We start from the raw sequence: 19,112 nt of genomic DNA, 5'->3' as shown, positions 1-19,112 counted from the left end.
GCCTTGTGGTTCCATCCATGCGTGTCGGTTCAGGGCGGTGGCAGCAGCGCAAGGCAGGCCCCGGCGCACAGCACGCCGGCCGCATTGGCCGCCATGTCGCGCCAGCAGAAGTTGCGGCCTGGCACCCACATCTGCAAGAGCTCGATGACCCAGCTTGCCACAAAAACAGCTGCCAGCGCCAGCCCCATCTGGACCTTGCCGTGGGCCAGGCGCCCCGCCAGCAACGCCATGCCGCCAAAACACAGGAAATGCAACACCTTGTCGTTTGGCAAAGGATGCGGCAGCCGGCTGTTGGGCAGCAGGCAGCCGAGCGGGATCGCCACCAGCCCGATCAAAAAAACCATCAACTCCCAGCGCATGCTCGCCCTTGCTCTATTTTTCTACTGTCAAAACCCGTTCCAGCGCCAGTTGAATTGAACCACGCGGCTGGCATACTGGAACAGGGAGATGTTTTCGTTGTTGCGTACGTTGCGCCACTCCAGCTGCACGCTGTGGTGCGGCGAGATGGCGGCCGTCAGCGCGGCGCGCCACTGGCGCGTGCTCTGGCTGCGCACCGTCTCGATCAGGTCGGGCGCGTAGATGTCCTGGCCACGCCAGTCCTGGCGTGTATAGCCGAGTTCGCCGTCCAGGCGCGCGCCCAGGCGGTGCTGCGCCTGCAAGCTGGCGTACCAGCCGCGGCGGTTGCCACCCAGCCGGCCCGCTTCGCCGCGGTCGGCCAGCACCCCGGCGGCAGCCTGGCCGCTGGTCGCCGCGCCACGGTAATTGAGCAGCGCCGACAGTTCGCCCGTATTGGTGTCGAACTTCTGGCGCGTCAGGTAGACGATATTGCCGAGCGCCACGGACACGGTCAGGTCAACATGGGGCGGCAGCGGCAGCGGCAGCGCGGTGCGCGCCTGCAACTGCAGCTGGCGCTGGTACAACTGACCGCCTAGGCTGACGAAGCTGACCGAGCCCATCGCGCGCGCGCCCCAGCCGGCCAGCTCGAACGGGTGGTCGGCCCCGAGCAGCACGGCGTTCGTGTCCTGTTCGCGCTGCCTGTCATGGCGCCGCGCGCGCAACTGGGCGAAGCCGACCGTGCCGCGCCGGTCGAGTTCGCGCGAGGTTTCGAATGCAGCCTGGACATAGCTGTCGCGGCGCGGCAGGTAACTGCTTGATAACAGGCTTTCGATGCGGTCCGCTCCGCTGCCCGTGACGAACACCGGGTTGCTCGCACCCTGATTGACGTTGGTGTCAAGGCCGCGCGAGAGCGTCATCGCCCGCACCACCTTCGGCTGGCGCGGCTGGCAGCCTTGCCGGCGGTGGCTGTCGATGACCTCGAGGATGCCGGCCGATGGCGCGAAGCGTACTTCGATCTCGCGAAACAGCCGCTCGGCCTCGGCCGCGCGGCCGAGCGTGCAATGGTTGATCGCCAGTTCGAGCCAGGCGCCGGCGTGCTGCGGCTCGATCGCGATCAGGCGCTCGAGCGCGGCGGTGGCCGCTTCATGGCGGCCCTGGGTCATCAGGGTTACTGCCTCCAGGTACAAGGCTTGCAGGCGATCGGGCGTTGCCGCCCTGGCATTTCCCGCGAGCAGGAGCAAGGTCAGCAGGGACGCCTTCAGGGCGCCCGGCTTCAAACGGCGTCCTCCAGCGTGTACAGGCTGGTCGGTTTTTCCTTGCCGCGCAACAGGCGCTCGCCCAGCAGCTTGAAACGGTGCCGCCGCGAACGCGCCACCGTGCCTTCGCCGATGATGACGTCGTGCGGATAATCGCGCGCCGCCTGTTCGAGGCGCGAAGCGGTGTTGACGCTGTCGCCCACTGCCGTGTAAATGCTGCGGAAGGCGGTGCCGTAGTCGCCGGCCATCGCCAGCCCGCTTTCGATGCCGATCCGCACCCGCAGCGGCGGGTAGCCGGCGTTGACGCGCTGGCGTGAAAATCGCGCCACTTCGCGCAGAATGTGCCGGGCGGCGTCGAGCGCCAGGTCGGCATGGTCGGGGTTCGGCAGCGGCGCGCCCCAGAACGCCACCAGGCCGTCGCCGGTGTACTTGTCGAGCGTGCCGCGCTTGTCGAGCACCGGGCGGGTCAGGCAGTCGAGGAAGTCGGTGGTCAGGCGGGCGGCGTCCTCCACCGGCAACGACTCGACCTGGCTGGTGTAGCCTTCCATGTCGGCGATCAGGGTGGTGACCTGCAGCTGGCGCGGCGCCAGCGGGTCGCGCATGTCGCTGCGCAGCAGTTCGTCAACCACTTCGGTGGCGACATACTGGCGCAAGGTGCCCAGCAGCTGGCGCGACCTCTGCTGCGTCAGCTGCCAGTGGAAAGGCACGGCCACGGCCAGCAGGAACAGGTTCGACAGCAGCGGGCCGCTGGCCGAAAATCCGGCGTCGTGGCTGCTGGCGGCGTACGCCAGCGTCAGCCAGGCCAGCGAGGCGCCGGCCAGCAGCGCTACGTTGGCCGCCGCCGACAGGCGCGGGAAGGTGTACCAGGCGGCGATCACCACCAGCAGGCAAAACAGCAGCGCCAGCAATGCGCCCGGCCATGGCGCGGGCGCCAGACCGGCCTGCTGGTCGAGCAGCGCCGACAGCAGCGAGGCGTGCACCAGCAAGCCGGCGGTGGAGACGCCGAGCGGACTCGCAACGCGGTCGCCGACGCTCAGCGCCGACGAGCCGACCAGTACCAGCTTGCCGGCCACCAGTTCCGGCGGCAGGCTGGCGTCGAGCACTTCGGCCGCGTGGGCGCCGGCAAACGCTTCCAGCTTGCGCGTGAACGGCACCCGCAACAGGGCAGGGGTAACCGGCCCCGCTGGGGTGCCGGTGGCCGGGCAGCAGTTCAGCAGCGCCAGCGCCAAGGTCGGGTAGCTGCGGCCTTCGAATTCGGTGTGCATCGGAATGCGGCGCACGGTACCGTCGCTGTCGGGGATCACACCGATGTTGCCGGCGTGGGCGCCGCGCGCCAGTCCGGGGTGGTTGGCGAGATAGCCGCTGGCGCGCGGTACGCCGGCAACCCCGCCGGCGCCGGCTCGGAGCGCCTCGCCACCGATAAGCTGGCCGGCGCGCAGCGGCTCGCCGGTACGGGTGTAATCAAAAAGCTGCGCCAGGACGACTGGCCCGTGTTCGGCCAGCATCGCCAATCGCGCGTCGCCGGGCGCGTCGCCCGGTTTAACCATGACAATGTCGAGGGCAACGCCACGCGCACCCGCTTGCACCAACCGCTCGACCAGCTCGGCCTGGCGCGAACGGGTCCACGGCCAAGGGTAGCGGGCCAGCGTAGTCTCGTCGATGTCGACCACCAGGATGCGGCTGTCCTGCGTGGCGACAGCCTTCAGCTGGATGAAGCGGTCGCGCAGCCATTCGTCGGCCAGCCGCGCCGAGGCCGGCTCTACGCTCCATTGGGCCCAGGCGGTCAGCATCACGGCAACTGCCGAAATGCCGAGGCGAAGCAGGGTCGCGGGGGAAGGAGCGGTCAAATTCATCGTGTGTCGAGGTCGAGCCGAATTGACGGCCTTGATTGGCACAATTCCAAGGATAAAGAGGCGACAAGTATAACGTTATGTTGTTGCAACTGCTAAATGAATAGTTCCGGGATATTTTTCCGGCACCCCGGCCGCAATAAATGTTCATGATCATGTTGCAACTTTGATGATTCCGGTTGATGATTCCATATTAGAATGTGATGACCGTCACAGCCTGACTTGCCGGTGGCCTGCAGAATCCGGTTCAAGGAGAATTTCATGTTGCGTGCTGCAATCGTTGCCGTTGGTTTAGTCCTGTGTTGCGCTTCCGCGCTGGCGGCGCAGGCCGGGCGCGTCGTGTTTATCGCCGGCGAGGCCTACATCGGCGCCCGTCCGGCCGCGCTCGAGATGGCGGTGCAGGAGGGCGACGCCCTCAATACCGGCGCCGATGGTTATATCTATATGAAGACGGTCGACGACGGTTTCCTGATCCTGCGCCCCAACAGCCGCGCCAGGGTCATCACTTACCATGTCGACACCGCCAATCCGGCCAACACCCGCGTCAAGCTCGAACTGCTGAGCGGGGTAGCGCGCAGCATTTCCGGCAACGCCGTCAAACAAGCGCGCCAACACTTCCGTTTCAACACACCGGTGGCCGCGATCGGCGTGCGCGGCACCGACTTCATCGTCCACACCAATGCGCACACTTCGTGGGTGTCGGTGGTGTCGGGCGGCGTCGTCGTCAGCGGTTTTGCCGGCGCCTGCGGCGCGGACGGCGGCGGCCCGTGCGAAGGCGGCGCCAGCCGCGAGCTGTTTGCCGGCCGCGCCGACGCGATGTTGCAGGTCCAGCGCGGCCAGCAAGTACCGCAATTGCTGCAAAACGCCACTATCGCGCCGGAGCTGAACGCGCCGCCGCGCAGCGACGAGCCGGGCGGCAAGCCGGCGCTCGGCGCCAAGGGCGGCTCGGCCGCGCTCGACGACGTTAGCCTGGTTCCGGCCAAAAGCACCGCGCCGTTGCTGGCCGGGCCGGTCAAGCTGCCTGATCCGGTCATGGTAGCGCCGCCGGTGGTGATCGTCCAGCCCGAGCCGGTCAAGCCGGCGCCGGAAATTTTATGGGGCCGCTGGCAGGCGGTCGCCGGCCAGCCGGCCGACCTTGTCATGATCGACAAGATCACTGCCGACGCGAGCAAAGTCCAGCTATTGGTCGGATCGTACGTGCTTGCGCGGCCGAATAACTCGTCCTTTGTGCTGCCGAGCGAAGGCAAGGTGTCGTTTGCGCTGACCGGAGGCGAAGCCACCCTCGCCAGAATCGGTGGCGAGCCCATGGTTGCCCGCATTGAAAATGCGCACCTCGATATCGATTTCGTCGATCGGACTTTTAATACAGGACTATCCGTGGTGAATGCGCTGGGCAAAGTGGATATGGCAGCGCACGGCGATGTGACCTTGCGGGGAACGCTTGAAAATTCGCCCTTGAATTCGCCAGGGTTCATCGTGCGCGGCGTACTCGGCGGGGCCAAGGCAACCGAAGCAGCATATACATTTAAAAGTACCGGCGCCCCGCAATTAGGCGCTGCCGGAATAACGCTCTGGGCGCGCTGATTACTGTCGACCCGCTTGCCACTTCGACAGCCGTCCGCCGAGGACGGTTTTTTTCGGCCGTATTTCCGCATAAAAACCTGGCATATAAAAACGGCGAATAGAATTGGATAGAATTGAAGCGCGAAAATACTGGTGATAATTCGAAGCAATCGAGTGATAGAATTTGATAGATTTGAACGCCTGTATTGATCAATGGCGAGCGCGCGGTGAAAGTTTTCACATTAATCTTTAAATATATCGAAGATACGGAAACTAATTCTACAATTGTGATGGCCGTCACAACATTCCGCATAGGGTCTGGCAATATACTCCCAGTTCTGCAAAAGGCCTGGTTGGCGCATAGCCATCAGGTTTCAATCGCAGTAAATTTAGTTAATGTCTTACCCTTAAAGGAAATATCATGGCTGCAGCAGATTACACAAGCTTAGTACAATCGATCTACATTTCGTATTTCGGCCGTCCAGCCGACACTTTCGGCCTGGCTAACTTCGCCGGCAAGCTGAACACCCTGAAAGCACCACTCACCGTCAACGGCCTGACCGCTGCTTACAAGACTTCGGCAGCCATCAAATCGCTGATCGACAGCTTCGGTACCAGCGATGAGTCGATCGCCCTGTACGGCAACGACACTGTTGCGTTCGTTTCGGCCATTTACAACAACGTGCTGAACCGCACTCCTGACTTCGATGGCCTGGTATTCTGGGTCAAGGAAATCAACGCCGGTAACCTCAGCAAAGCCAATGCATCGCTGGCAATCATGGCTGGTGCGGTCAACAACACCTCGCCACAAGGCCTGATAGACGCGCAAGTTCTGGCAAACAAAGTCATCATCGCTGGCAACTTCACGACCGCGATCGATACCGGCGTCGAGCTGGGCGCTTACTCCGGCAACACCGCCGCCGCCGCCGCACGCGACATGCTCAAGACTGTCACTGCGACCACCGTGCCAGCAACCTTCCAGGCAACCGTCGACGCAACCATCGTCGCCATCGTTTCCGCATCGATCCCAGTGGTCAACGTGGCGTTGACATCGAGTATCGCCGACACCATCGTCGGTGGTGCAAACAGCGAAATCATCAACGGCACCCTCGGCGGCACCGGCACCCTGAGCGGCTTCGACTCGGTCGACGGCGGCGCCGGCAACGACACGCTGAATCTGGTTGACGTTTCGATAAATGGCACCACGAAAATCGCCGCTTCGGTCGTCATCAAGAACGTTGAAACGATCAACGTTTCGTCGACGCAAGCTGTTGATATCGATACTAACGGCTACGCCGGCGTGACCGCGTTGAACATCCAGTCGACCGGTGTCGATATCGTGAAAGCGGCTGCCGCCACTTCGGTAAATGTCATCGATACCGCGGGTGCCGTAACCGTCACCGGCGGTAACAACGTCAGCGTCACCACCACTGCTGGCAAGGTTGAGGTCAACAACGCAGCTGGCAACGTCACCGTCGCGACCAATGGATCCGGCGTCGTCGCCATCGTCGGCGGCAAGAACATCGTCACCAATTCGGCCAGCGATGTCACCATCTCCAAGGTAAGCGGCAGCGTCGCTGTCACCACCACCACCGGCGCCATCAGCGTCCAAGGCGGTACCGATGTCAGCATCGTGTCGAAAGCCAACGCAGGCAATGTGAGCGTTGGTGCTGCTGTAGCCACCACAACGGATACCACGACCGGCAAGCAAACCATCAGCAACATCGCTGACATCGCCACCGGCAACGTCACGATCGCCAATTCGACCACGACCGCCGGCCTCACCACCTACGGCGCCTCCGCCACCAACGTGTACACCAACGGCGGGGCCAGCGTTTCGGTAAGCGGTTCGGCTGGTGGCGCCATCACTGACGTCGGTACCACGATGCTGGCCCCTTCGACTGGCGTTGCCGCAGTTGCCGGCACCAGCAAGCTGACCACCGTTGCCCTGACCGGCGTGAGCGGCGCGACGACCGTCACATCCGATGCCCTGGTTAACCTGGCAATGACGAAAGTCAGCGCCGGCGTCACCGCTACCGTGGCCGGCGCTCACGCGCTGACCATCGCTTCGGCAGCCAACGCGAGCACCGTGACCGATGCAACCGCGACTGCTGTCACCATCACCACCTCGGGCACCGCAGCTGACATGCTGGCATTGACCGCAGAAAAAGCTGCCGCGCTGACCGTCGGCGGCACCGGTGCGGCATTCACCCTGGGCGCCTTGGCACTGGGTACCGCCGCCAGCGTCACCGCTACCAGCTTGACCGTGAACGGCTCGGTTGCTGCCGATCTGGGCAACCTGTCCGCACAAACCAAGTTGAGCGGCGTCGATGCTGCCGCCAACACCGGCGGCGTTACCGCTGTCATGGGCACCACAGCGTCGTTCACCGGCGGTACGGGTGCTGACATCGTCACCGTTGGCGCCACCACCAAGGCAATCGTCACCGGCGACGGCAACGACACGGTCATCATGACGTCGGCTACCGTCGGTACTGGCGGCTCGATCGCCGGCGGCGCAGGCACCGACACGCTGTCGATCAGTGCCGCGTCTGCCGCAGCCGCTTCGCTGTCAGCTGTGTTCGCCACCAAGGTAACCGGTTTCGAGCACCTGACCTTGACCGCTGCCTCAAACGAGACGGTCGATCTGTCGGTACTGGGCACCTACAACTACGTGTCGGTTTCGGGCGCTGATGGCCTGACGCTCAACAACGTGACCAGCGGCGTTACGCTGGCACTGACCGGTGCCGGCGCTGCTTACAACGTCAACGGCGGCAGCCCGTTCATCACCGGTGTAAGCGACGTCCTGAACGTAACGCTGACCGACGGTTCGGGCGCTGGCGTCGTATTTGGTGCAGTAGCCGCGCTGAACGTGGAAACCATCGCGATCACTACGGCCGATACGCAAGCGAAAGCTTCCGGTACCTTCAGCGATTCGTTCGCAGTGTCGGGCAATTCGGCAAAATCAATCACCGTTGGCGGTAACGCCGGCCTGGTCTTGACTGCAGACGGCGCCGCCTTGACCTCGGTCGATGCAAGCGGCATCACCCTGGGCGGCTTCGCGTTCACTTCGGGCGCCCTGGCAGCAGCAGCGTCGATCAAGGGTAGCGCAAGCGGTACCAACACCGTCAACTTCGTCGCAGCGACCAAAGCCGTCACCTACACCGGTGGCGCAGGGAATGACGTCGTCACCGCAGGCAATACGTCGAACGTCATCACCCTCGGTGAAGGCGCCAGCAACAGCGTCAACGCCGGCGACGGTAACAACACGATCACCGGCGGCGCGAAAATCGATTTCGTCACGGTTGGCTCGGGTAACAACACCGTTTCGCTGGGCAATGGTTCGAATACCTTTACCGCAACGTCGGGTAACAATACCTACGTCGGCGGCACGGGCGTGGACACGATCTCGGTTGGCGGTGGTGTCAACACCATCACCACCGGCACCGGCGCCGATGTCATCAACTTCACCGCCTCTGCGGCAAACGGCAACTCGTACAGCACCATCATGGATGCGCACGCTGGCATGAAGATCAACTTCGGCGCGGGTGCAGGCGCTCTGAACAAGGTCTCGCTGACGCTGGCTGGCACCGCAGTGTTCCAGGATTACCTGGACGCGGCTACTGCCGGTAAAGGTGAAGTTGGCGTTGCAGCCGGTGCATTGGCGTATTTTGTCTTTGGCGGCAACACCTACGTCGTCACTGACCATTCCGATGCCACTACGTACCAAAATGGCGCAGATAGTGTCGTCAAACTGGTCGGCATCGTCGATATGAGCGTCTCTACGGTCGCATCCGGTATTGTCACGCTGCACTAAGATTTGTTCGTAGTCTGAATCACGGGCGGCAGCCAGTTAATGCCGCCCTGCGAGGGGCCAAGCGCGAGCTTGGCCTTTTTTTATGGTGTCGGCCACGCCGAAATTTTTAATTCATTAATACTTTTACGGCAGAACATCACTAACGCGCGTTTCTTGTTCAATTTGTGACGGGTATCACATTTTTTGCTCATTTTCAGCGATAATGTCTCCGCTCTGATTGTTTCCCGATGCGGGCCGCCGGTTTCTCCCCCGCGCAGCTGATCCCCCGCCAGGCGAGATCCACGCTATTCAACGCAGTCCTGTCCACCGCAAATATGAAATCAAAATCTTCTCCCGTCCGGAACGAAATCGAGCAAACGCTCGCCATGTTCAAGAACACTTTCTTTACCATCGGCGCGTTTAGCGCCATCAGCAATTTATTGATGCTGGTACCGTCGATCTACATGCTGCAGGTATATGACCGGGTGCTCGCCAGCCGCAATGAGATCACCCTGCTGATGCTGACGCTGATGATGCTGGGTGCCTATCTGGTGATGAGCGCACTGGAACTGGTGCGCAGTTTTATTCTGGTACGGGTCGGCGTCCAATTCGACATGAAACTCAATAAACGCGTGTACACCGCCGCTTTTGAGCAAAACCTGAAAAAGGCTGGCGGCAATGCTGGCCAGGCCTTGTCCGATCTGACCAATATTCGCCAGTTCCTTACCGGTAACGCCCTGTTTGCGTTTTTCGACGCGCCATGGTTTCCGATCTACCTGCTGGTCATCTTCTTTTTCGAGCCCTCGCTCGGCCTGTTCGCGCTGGGCGGCACCGTTGTCCTGGTGGTACTGGCGTTTATCAATGAGCGCGTCACCCACAAGCCGCTGGCCGAAGCGAATGCGATGGCGATCGCCTCGACCACGCTGGCGACCAACAACTTGCGCAATGCCGAGGTGATCGAGTCGATGGGCATGCTGCCCAACTTGCTCAACCGCTGGTTCAAGCTGCACGGCAAATTCCTGCAACTGCAGGCTGAGGCGAGTGAAAAAGGCGGCATGGTCGGCGCTGTCACCAAGTTTGTCCAGGTGTCGCTGCAGTCGCTGGTGCTCGGCTATGGCGCGCTGCTGGCGATCGAGGGCAAAATCACTCCCGGCATGATGATCGCCGCCTCGATCCTGGTCGGCCGCGCGCTGGCGCCCGTGCAGCAGGTGATCGGCGTATGGAAAAGCTACAGCACCACGCGCAGCGCCTACGAACGCCTGGTGGCGCTGCTCGGTGCCAATCCGGAGCGTTCGGCCGGCATGGAGCTGCCCAAGCCGCTTGGCGCAATCACCGTCGAAGGCGTCAGCGCCGCGCCGCCGGGTTCCCAGGTGGCGGTGATCAAGGGCCTCAACATTGGTATCGCGCCGGGAGACGTGGTCGGCGTGATCGGCCCCAGCGGCTCGGGCAAGTCGACCCTGGCGCGCCTGCTGGTCGGCGTGTGGCCGGCATTCGCCGGCAAGGTGCGCCTTGACGGCGCCGATATTTTTACCTGGAACAAGGGCGAACTGGGGCCGCACATCGGCTACCTGCCGCAGGACATTGAACTGTTCGGTGGCTCCGTCAGCGACAACATCGCCCGCTTCGGCGAAGTCGATCCGGAAAAAGTGGTGCAGGCGGCCAAGCGCGCCGGCGTCCACGAGCTGATCCTGCATTTCCCGCAAGGCTACGACACGCTGCTCGGCGACGGCGGCGCCGGCCTGTCCGGCGGCCAGCGCCAGCGTATCGGCCTGGCCCGTGCCATGTACGGCGATCCGTCCGTTATCGTGCTCGACGAGCCGAATTCGAACCTGGACGAAGTAGGCGAAGCGGCGCTGGTGCAGGCGATTAACGATTTGCGTCAGCGTGGCAAGACCATCGTGCTGATCACGCACCGCACCAGCGCGATCGGTGTGACCAACAAACTGCTGTTGTTGCGTGACGGCGTCGCCGAAATGTACGGACCGACCAACCAGGTGCTGGCCGCCCTGCAGGAAACGAACCAGAAGCAGGCCGCTGCACAGCAAGCTCATCAGCAAGCGCAACAGCAGCAGCAGCAGGCCGAACAAGAGGCCCTGGCAGCCCAGCGCGCCCAGGATGCCGTCGCTACAACGGAACAGGAATGACCATGAAGCTTTTGAAAAACGAACCGGCCCTTGACGTCATTGCACACGACGTCGCGCCGCTGACGGTAAACACCGACGCCGGCGCTTACAGCCGGGTCGGATGGTGGATCGTGCTTGCGGGCGTCGGCAGCTTCCTGCTGTGGGCGCTCTGGGCGCCGCTTGACAAGGGCGTGCCGGTGTCGGCCACCGTGACCAAGGAAACCAACCGCAAGGCGGTGCAACACCTGGCCGGCGGCACGGTCGACGACATCCTGGTGCGCGAAGGCGACGTCGTCAAGGCCGGCCAGGTACTGGTGCGGATGAACGGCGTACAGGCCAAATCGCAGGTCGACATTACCCGCGCCCAGTACTTCAATGCGCGCGCCACCGAAGCGCGCCTGCGCGCCGAACTGGAAAACCGCAAGAGCGTGGCATTGCCGGCGGCGCTGGCGCAATTTAAAGGCGACCTGCGCGTGGCGAGCGTCATGGCACTGCAAAACGGCTTGCTGTCGTCGCGCCAGTCGGCGCTGCAAAGTGAGCTTGGCGCGGTCGATGAAAACATCGCCGGGCTCAAAATCCAGGTCCAGGGCCTGCAGGAATCGCGCGACAGCAAGAAGCAGCAGATGGCGATCCTCAAGGAACAGCTCGACAATATGCGCGACCTGGCAAAAGACGGCTACATCGCCCGCAGCCGCCTGCTGGAAATCGAGCGCACCTACGCGCAGACCAGCGGCATGCTGTCGGAAGACATCGGCAATATCGGCCGCGCCCAGCGCCAGGTAATGGAGATGGGCCTGCGCCGCAACCAGCGCAGCCAGGAATACCAGAAGGAAGTGCGCTCGATCCTGTCGGATATCGAACGCGAGGCCGAGGCGCTCAGCGCACGCATGACCGCCCTCGATTACGAACTGGCCAATGCCGACGTCAGGGCGCCGGTCGACGGCACCGTCGTCGGCCTCAACATCTTCACCCGCGGTGGCGTGGTCGGTGCGGGCTTCCGGCTGATGGACCTGGTGCCGACCGACGACCCATTGATCGTCGAAGGCCAACTGGCGGTCAACCTGGTCGACAAGATCCACCCCGGCCTGCCCGTCGAGCTGATCTTCTCGGCGTTCAACGCCAACAGCACGCCGCACATTCCGGGTGTCGTCACGCAAGTGTCGGCCGACCGTACCGTCGACGAGCGCAGCGGCGCCGCGTACTACAAGATGAAGGCGAAAGTGACACCGGAAGGGGCGAAATTGATCGCCGCCAAAAAACTCGACATCCGTTCGGGCATGCCGGTGGAACTGTTCATCAAGACCGGCGAACGCACCATGATGAGCTACCTGCTCAAGCCGCTGTTCGACCGCGCAAAAACCTCCATGAGCGAGGAGTAAGGATGAAGCCAGATTTGAAACCGAATGGCCTGAAAACGCTGCGGCGCCTGGTCGGCGTGGTGGCATTGATGAGCAGCGCCGGCGCCGGCGCCGTCAGCTTCAGCGAAGCCTACCAGGCCGCGCTCAAGAACGACCCGACCTACCGGATGAACTACTACGAGAACGAGTACGCCCGTGAAAACGTGGCTATCGGCCGCGCCGGCCTGTTGCCCAGCATCGGCGCCAGCTACTCGACCAGCCGCAACCGGGTCGACCTGAACAGCGAGGATTTCCTTGGCCGCCCGACCCTGACGCATCCGCAATACGTCAGCCGCTCGGCCTCGGTGTCGCTGCGCCAGCCGCTGCTCAATCTGGAGGCAATCGCGCGCTACCGCCAGAGCCGGGTGCAGGCGAACGCCAGCGAAGCGCAGCTGCGCACGCATGGCGGCGAAGTGGTGCTGCGCGTGGCCGGCGCCTACCTCGACGCGCTGCTGGCAAGCGACACGCTGGCGCTGGCGCAGGCCCAGCGCGATTCATACGCCGAGCAGTCGAAGGCCAACGCGCGGCTATTCGAAAAAGGCGAGGGCACCCGCACCGAGATGCTCGAAACGGCGGCCCGGCTCGATCAGGCCGAGGCCCAGGTGCTCGAAGCGCGCGACGCCGTCGACGTCAACCGCAATGCGCTGGCGGTTGTCATCGGCATGGATCCGGGCGTTTTGCAGCCGCTGGCCCCGCTCTTTCGCTTCGCCGTGCTGACCCCTGCCGGTTTCGAAGAGTGGAAGGCGATCGCGCTGGCCAACAACCCGGACCTGCAATCGGCGCAGCTGATGGTGGAATCGGCCAGGCTGGAAATTCAGAAGGCGCGCGCCGGCCACGCGCCGCGGATCGACTTGGTCGCCGCCTATTCCAAGAACGATGCGGAAACCGTCAACACCTATACCCAAAACAGCGTCAACCGCTCGGTCGGGGTGCAGGTCAGCGTACCGCTGTATGCGGGCGGCCAGGTCAGCGCGCTGTCGCGCCAGGCGGTCGACGGTTACGAACGCGCCAAGGCTGACCTGCAGGCGCGCACCGACCGCGTGACGATCGAATTGCGCAGGTCGCACAGTCTGGCGCACAGCAGCGTGGCGCGCATCGAGGCGCTCGACAAGGCAGTGACGTCGGCCAAGCTGCTGATCAAGGCGACCGAGCAGAGCATCAAGGGTGGCGTGCGCATCAACCTCGACCTGCTCAACGCGCAGCAGCAGTTGACCGGCGTCCAGCGTGACTTGGCGCAGGCGCGCTACGGCTACCTGATTGCGCTGCTGCGCCTGCGCGCCGCCGCCGGCACGTTGAGCCCGGCCGACGTCGGCGAGGTGGCGGCTTACTTCCGCTAACGGGCGTCGCCTTCCGGCGCGCACTGCGGGCATGACACCTCGTACACATACTGCGGCGACAACTGCTGGCGCGGCGTCACCACCGCGCGGCAGGCGAAGCACTGCACCGTGACGGTCGGCTCGAGCTGTGGATTGAGCGCGGTGCGGTAGTCGAACACGAAGCAGTCGCCCGTGTAGTGCGCGCCGCCGACGTCCTCGAAGTACTTCAGGATGCCGCCCTCTAACTGGTACACGCTGTCGTAGCCGATGTTCTGCATGTGGATCGCCGCCTTCTCGCAGCGGATGCCGCCGGTGCAGAAGGTGACCACGGTCTTGTCGGCCAGCGCGTCCCTGTTCGCCGCGATCGCTTGCGGGAACTCGGTGAACTTGGCGATGCGGTAGTCGATCGTATTGTTGAACGTGCCGACGTCGACTTCGAACGCGTTGCGGGTGTCAACCATCACGACCGGCTTGCCGTTGTCGTCGTGGCCCTGGTCGAGCCAGCGCTTGAGGGTGAGTGGCGCCACCGCCGGCGCGCGCCCCAGCTCCGGTTTGATCAGCGGCATGCGCATGGTAATGATTTCGTTCTTGATCTTCACCAGCATGCGCTTGTGCGACTGCTCTTCCGAATAACTTTCCTTCACTTCGATGTCGGCAAAACGCGGGTCGCTGCGCAGCCACGCCAGGAAGTTGTCGATCTGCGAGCGCGGGCCCGACAGGAACAGGTTGATCCCTTCGGGCGTGAGCAGGATGGTGCCTTTCAGGCCCAGTTCCATGCACAAGGCCTGGTACTGCGGGCGCATCGCTTCGATGTTGTCGAAGGTGACGAATTTGTAGGCGGCGATGTTGACGTGCGCGGCCGCGGCGGCGATGGCTTGCTCCTCGGCGGACGCAGCGTGATCGATGGTGGCTTGCATAGTGGCTAACGGAAGAGGCGGGGACATCCGCTATTATAAGCCCCACGCTTGCGACGCAGCCTCACCCGCTGCTGGTCGACACGCCGCGCAAAAAAAGCGAAAAAAAGACAGGGCGAACCCTGTCTTTCTTACATTCGGCGTTTGGCCGCTTGCTTAACCAATTACTTGGCAGCGACTGGCGCGGTAGCGCTCACTTCAGCGGTTTCCGCTTTGGCTTTTGCCTTGGGCTTGGCCTTGACAGCCTTGTGCTCGGCGTGGGCCTTGGTTGCTGTGGCATCGGCCTTGGCGACGGCGACGTCGGCTTTGGCATCGGCGGTGGCGACGGCGACTTTGGCGTCGGCCTTCACTTCGGCTTTGGTCAGTTTCGCATCGGCCTTGACGTCGGCTTTCACTTCCTTGGTGTCAGCCTTGACGACGGCGGCGGTCTGCTTGGCTTCGGCCTTCACCACTGCAGGGGTCTGGGCGAAAGCGGCGGTGGCGAACAGGGTAGCGATCAAAGCGGCGGTAACGTTTTTCATGGTGGTGTCCTTGGCGTGGTTGAATGAATTTGTGTAACTGATCCATAAACGCCACGGCACAAATTTGCGTTGACGATACTTACATGTGCTTACAGTTAGACAATCAGATGCAAGCAAAGAAGCCCCCCGAAGCCGTCCGCCCGGTCGCGGTAAAATAGCGCTTCTTCGCACAGCAGGTGATTAGCAAATGAGCATGGATGTCATGAACGCCAGTGAACACGGTACGGCAGCTGTGGCAGCGTTGGACAAACCGGCGGCGCCACGGTTTGTCCACCTGCGCGTGCACTCCGAATACTCGATCGTCGACGGCCTGGTGCGGATCGACGACATCATCAAAGCCGCCGCCAACGACAGCCAGCCGGCGCTGGCGATCACCGACCTGGTCAACCTGTTCGGCATGGTCAAGTTCTACAAGGCGGCGCGTGGCAAAGGCATCAAGCCGGTTATCGGGGTCGATGTATGGATCACCAACGACGACAACCGCGACCGGCCTTCGCGATTGCTGCTGCTGGCGAAAAACCACACCGGCTACCTGCAGCTGTGCGAACTGCTGTCGAAAGCGTGGCTGACCAACCAGCACAAGGGCCGCGCCGAAATCCACCCGGACTGGCTGGCAGCGCTGGCCACCAGCGAATCGACCTTGCACCCCGGCCAGTCGCAGGCGAATGGCCTGATCGTGCTGTCGGGCGCCCATTTCGGCGACGTCGGCATCGCCATCGAAAACGGCAACTTGGCGCTGGCCGAGCGTTGCGCGCAGCGCTGGGCGGCGGTTTTTCCCGGCCATTTTTACATCGAGGTGCAGCGCGCCGGCCAGCCGAACCAGGAGCCGCAGGTGCGTCACGCGGTGGCGCTGGCGGCCAGGCTCGGGTTGCCGGTGGTCGCCACCCATCCGGTCCAGTTCCTCTCGCCCGACGAATTTATCGCCCACGAGGCGCGCACCTGTATCGCGGAAGGCGAAATGCTGGCCAACGCCAAGCGGGTCAAGCGCTTCAACGAAGAGATGCGCTTCAAGAGCCAGGCCGAGATGGCCGAGCTGTTCGCCGACTTGCCGGCGGCGCTGGCCAACTCGGTCGAAATCGCCCGACGCTGTAACGTGGAGCTCACGCTCGGCAAGCCGCAGCTGCCGAATTTCCCGACCCCACCCGGCATGACGATCGACCAATTCCTGGTTGCCGAATCGAAGGCGGGCCTGGAGCAGCGGCTGGTCCAGCTGTATCCCGATCCGGTCAAGCGCGAGGCCGAGCGCGAGCGCTACGAGTCGCGCCTGAAGTTCGAGACCGACACCATCTGCAACATGAAGTTTCCCGGCTACTTTCTGATCGTGGCCGAGTTCATCAAGTGGGCCAAGGAAAACGGCGTGCCGGTGGGCCCTGGGCGCGGCTCCGGCGCCGGCTCGCTGGTGGCCTACTCGCTGTTGATCACCGACCTTGATCCCTTGCAGTACAACCTGCTGTTCGAGCGCTTTCTCAATCCGGAACGGGTGTCGATGCCCGACTTCGACATCGACTTCTGCCAGGAAGGGCGCGACCGCGTGATTCAGCACGTCAAGGATTTGTACGGCAAGGAGGCGGTCTCGCAGATCGCCACCTTCGGTACCATGGCGGCCAAGGGCGCGATCCGCGACGTCGGCCGGGTGCTCGATTTCGGCTACAATTTCTGCGACGGCATCTCCAAGCTGATCCCGTTCAAGCCGGGCAAACCGGTGACGATTGCCGACGCCATCGCCGAGGAGCCGCAACTGGCCGAGCGGCTGGAAAACGAGGACGAAGTGAAGCAGCTGCTCGACCTGGCGCAGCAGGTCGAAGGCATCGCCCGCAATATCGGCATGCACGCCGGCGGCGTGCTGATCGCGCCCGGTAAGCTCACCGATTTCTGCCCGCTGTACACGCAGGGCGGCGACTCGGGCGTGGTGTCGCAGTACGACAAGGACGACGTCGAAGCCGTGGGCCTGGTCAAGTTCGACTTCCTGGGCCTGACCACGCTCACCATCCTCGACCGCGCGGTGCGCTACATCAAGCAGCTCGACCCGGCCAATGCCGATTTCGACCTGGCGCGCCTGCCGCTCAACGACCGGGCGTCGTACGACCTGCTGACCAAGGCCAAAACGGTTGCCATCTTCCAGCTCGAGTCGCGTGGCATGCAGGGCATGCTGAAAGACGCGCGGCCCGACCGTTTCGAGGACATCATCGCGCTCGTGGCGCTGTACCGTCCGGGCCCGATGGACCTGATCCCGGACTTCTGCAAGCGCAAGCACGGCGAAAAATTCGATTATCCCGACCCGCGCACCGAGGCCATCCTGTCCGAGACGTACGGCATCATGGTTTACCAGGAGCAGGTCATGCAGATGGCGCAGATCGTCGGCGGTTACTCGCTCGGCGGCGCCGACATGCTGCGCCGGGCGATGGGCAAGAAGAAGGCCGAGGAGATGGCCGAGCACCGCGAGATTTTCCGCGCCGGCGCCGCCAAGGACGGCCTCACCGCACAAAAGGCCGACGAGATCTTCGACCTGATGGAAAAATTCGCCGGCTACGGCTTCAACAAGTCGCACGCTGCCGCCTACGCCCTGCTGTCGTACCACACCGCGTACCTGAAAGCCCACCATACCGCCGCGTTCATGGCGGCCAACCTGTCGCTGGCGATGGACGACACCGACAAGATCAAGATCCTGGTCGAGGACGCGATCGACGTCTGCAACCTGACCTTGCTGCCGCCCGATATCAACCACTCCGACTACCGCTTCACGCCGGAAGGGGCGGCGCCGTCGATCACCGGCAAGCGCGTCACTCATATCCGCTATGGACTCGGCGCGGTCAAGGGATCGGGCCAGTCGGCGATCGAAGCGATCATCGCGGCGCGTACCAGTGGTGGGGCGTTCACCGACCTGTTCGATTTTTGCAAGCGGGTCGACCGCAAGCAGATCAACCGCCGCACCATCGAGTCCTTGATTCGCGCCGGCGCGATGGATTGCTTCGGCGTCGACCGCGCGATCCTGCTCGCCTCGGTCGCCTTTGCGGTGGAATGCGCCGACCAGGCGCACAAGGCGATCAACCAGGTCAGCCTGTTCGGCGACGACAACAGCGACCTGGTGGCGCCGCCCGAGTACGTCAAGGCGGCTGCGTGGACCGAGAAGCAAAAGCTGTCCGAAGAAAAAATCGCGCTCGGCTTTTACCTGTCGGGCCATATGTTCGATACCTATGCGCCGGAAGTGCGCCGTTTCGCGCGCACCAAGCTGGCCGACCTCGACCCGTCGCGCGAGCCGCGCATGCTGTGCGGCGTGATCACGGGCGTACGCAGCCAGATGACGCAGCGCGGCCGGATCCTGATCGTTTCGCTGGACGACAAGACCGCGGTGGTCGAGGTCACCGTCTACAGCGAAGTCTTCGACGCCAACAAGAACATCTTCAAGGAAGACGAGTTCCTGCTGGTAGTGGGAAAAGTGTCGGAAGACCGCTTCAACGGCGGCTTGCGGATTACCGCCGAGAAGGTGTTCGACATCGCGATGTCGCGCATCCAGTACGGCCACCGGCTGGCGATGTCGATCGCCTGCACGGTAAGCCCGGCAAAGGTGGCCGAAGTCTTGCTGCCGTACCGCAATGCCGACGGTCTGCCGGTGGCCATGCGCATCAAGCCGCAGGGCGTGGAGTGCACGCTGCAGTTGGGCGACGAGTGGCGGGTGGCGCCGTCAGACGCGCTGGCATTGGCGCTCGAGCAGGTGCTGGGGGCGAAGGAAGTAGCGGTCGAGTACTAGGTCGGCGTCCTCGCGCATGCGGGTGTCGCAACAGGGCGAATGGCCCCAACTGACACGTCGTCCTCGCGCACGCGGGTGTCGCAAAAGGGCGAATGGCCCCAACCGACACGTCGTCCTCGCGCATGCGGGTGTCGCAACAGGGCGAATGGCCCCAACTGACACGTCGTCCTCGCGCACGCGGGTGTCGCAAAAGGGCGAATGGCCCCAACTGACACGTCGTCCTCGCGCATGCGGGTGTCGCAAAAGGGCGAATGGCCCCAACTGACACGTCGTCCTCGCGCATGCGGGTGTCGCA

11 protein-coding genes are annotated in these 19,112 nt (G+C 63.3%); 6 read left to right on the top strand and 5 right to left on the bottom strand.

The genetic code is table 11. The features are described 5' to 3' along the window. Window positions 1–29: 29 nt before the first annotated feature. The 3 genes from CR103_RS07290 to CR103_RS07280 are packed head-to-tail and all read right to left on the bottom strand — an operon-like array spanning window position 30 to window position 3,445. Window positions 30–344 (bottom strand): VanZ family protein, encoded by a 315-nt coding sequence (locus CR103_RS07290; RefSeq protein ID WP_229442850.1) that lies wholly within the window; start codon window positions 342–344, stop codon window positions 30–32. 42 nt (window positions 345–386) lie between these two features. Next, entirely contained in the window at window positions 387–1,613 is a 1,227-nt protein-coding gene (locus tag CR103_RS07285) for a tetratricopeptide repeat protein (RefSeq protein ID WP_099915331.1), read from the bottom strand. Beyond that, complete coding sequence (locus tag CR103_RS07280; RefSeq protein ID WP_099915330.1) at window positions 1,610–3,445, bottom strand: CHASE2 domain-containing protein; 1,836 nt, start codon at window positions 3,443–3,445, stop codon at window positions 1,610–1,612. Before CR103_RS07280 ends, CR103_RS07285 begins: the two co-directional genes overlap by 4 nt. Window positions 3,446–3,703: 258 nt before the next feature. Here CR103_RS07280 and CR103_RS07275 point away from each other — a divergent pair, with 258 nt between their 5' ends. The 5 genes from CR103_RS07275 to CR103_RS07255 all read left to right on the top strand — a co-directional run bounded on the left by CR103_RS07275 (window position 3,704) and on the right by CR103_RS07255 (window position 13,655). After that, the gene (locus CR103_RS07275) at window positions 3,704–5,026 is read left to right on the top strand and encodes a FecR family protein (protein WP_099915329.1); all 1,323 of its coding nucleotides are present in this window, start codon (window positions 3,704–3,706) and stop codon (window positions 5,024–5,026) included. A 400-nt stretch (window positions 5,027–5,426) separates the two neighbouring features. After that, entirely contained in the window at window positions 5,427–8,819 is a 3,393-nt protein-coding gene (locus CR103_RS07270; protein WP_099915328.1) for a beta strand repeat-containing protein, read from the top strand. A gap of 365 nt (window positions 8,820–9,184) precedes the next feature. Then, window positions 9,185–10,942, top strand: coding sequence for a type I secretion system permease/ATPase (locus CR103_RS07265; RefSeq protein WP_307719686.1), 1,758 nt, complete (start codon window positions 9,185–9,187; stop codon window positions 10,940–10,942). 2 nt (window positions 10,943–10,944) lie between these two features. After that, entirely contained in the window at window positions 10,945–12,300 is a 1,356-nt protein-coding gene (locus CR103_RS07260) for an HlyD family type I secretion periplasmic adaptor subunit (RefSeq protein ID WP_099915326.1), read from the top strand. Window positions 12,301–12,302: 2 nt separating this feature from the next. Continuing rightward, window positions 12,303–13,655: a TolC family outer membrane protein gene (locus CR103_RS07255; RefSeq protein ID WP_099915325.1), complete on the top strand. Its 1,353-nt coding sequence runs from the start codon at window positions 12,303–12,305 to the stop codon at window positions 13,653–13,655. Here CR103_RS07255 and CR103_RS07250 read toward each other — a convergent pair. Beyond that, on the bottom strand, window positions 13,652–14,551 hold the full coding sequence (locus CR103_RS07250; protein ID WP_099915324.1) for a sulfurtransferase: 900 nt from the start codon (window positions 14,549–14,551) through the stop codon (window positions 13,652–13,654). The genes CR103_RS07255 and CR103_RS07250 overlap by 4 nt on opposite strands. A 161-nt stretch (window positions 14,552–14,712) precedes the next feature. Beyond that, on the bottom strand, window positions 14,713–15,069 hold the full coding sequence (locus CR103_RS07245; RefSeq protein WP_099915393.1) for a hypothetical protein: 357 nt from the start codon (window positions 15,067–15,069) through the stop codon (window positions 14,713–14,715). Window positions 15,070–15,271: 202 nt separating this feature from the next. Here CR103_RS07245 and dnaE point away from each other — a divergent pair, with 202 nt between their 5' ends. Then, window positions 15,272–18,817, top strand: coding sequence for a DNA polymerase III subunit alpha (gene dnaE, locus CR103_RS07240; RefSeq protein ID WP_229442849.1), 3,546 nt, complete (start codon window positions 15,272–15,274; stop codon window positions 18,815–18,817). The last annotated feature ends 295 nt before the right edge of the window (window positions 18,818–19,112 follow it).

Source organism: Massilia psychrophila, from assembly GCF_002760665.1.
In the GTDB taxonomy this organism is placed as follows: domain Bacteria; phylum Pseudomonadota; class Gammaproteobacteria; order Burkholderiales; family Burkholderiaceae_D; genus JAFCUW01.
The sequence above is the reverse complement of the archived record's forward strand: the minus strand, read 5'-3'. Positions and strand labels throughout refer to the sequence as shown.

Excerpts from the sequence above, each read along its gene's own strand:
- CR103_RS07245 (WP_099915393.1), bottom strand. The coding sequence starts at position 15,069 with ATGAAAAACGTTACCGCCGCTTTGATCGCTACCCTGTTCGCCACCGCC.
- dnaE (WP_229442849.1), top strand. The coding sequence starts at position 15,272 with ATGAACGCCAGTGAACACGGTACGGCAGCTGTGGCAGCGTTGGACAAA.
- CR103_RS07255 (WP_099915325.1), top strand. The coding sequence starts at position 12,303 with ATGAAGCCAGATTTGAAACCGAATGGCCTGAAAACGCTGCGGCGCCTG.
- CR103_RS07270 (WP_099915328.1), top strand. The coding sequence starts at position 5,427 with ATGGCTGCAGCAGATTACACAAGCTTAGTACAATCGATCTACATTTCG.
- CR103_RS07280 (WP_099915330.1), bottom strand. The coding sequence starts at position 3,445 with ATGAATTTGACCGCTCCTTCCCCCGCGACCCTGCTTCGCCTCGGCATT.
- CR103_RS07260 (WP_099915326.1), top strand. The coding sequence starts at position 10,945 with ATGAAGCTTTTGAAAAACGAACCGGCCCTTGACGTCATTGCACACGAC.
- CR103_RS07250 (WP_099915324.1), bottom strand. The coding sequence starts at position 14,551 with ATGCAAGCCACCATCGATCACGCTGCGTCCGCCGAGGAGCAAGCCATC.
- CR103_RS07290 (WP_229442850.1), bottom strand. The coding sequence starts at position 344 with ATGGTTTTTTTGATCGGGCTGGTGGCGATCCCGCTCGGCTGCCTGCTG.
- CR103_RS07275 (WP_099915329.1), top strand. The coding sequence starts at position 3,704 with ATGTTGCGTGCTGCAATCGTTGCCGTTGGTTTAGTCCTGTGTTGCGCT.
- CR103_RS07265 (WP_307719686.1), top strand. The coding sequence starts at position 9,185 with ATGTTCAAGAACACTTTCTTTACCATCGGCGCGTTTAGCGCCATCAGC.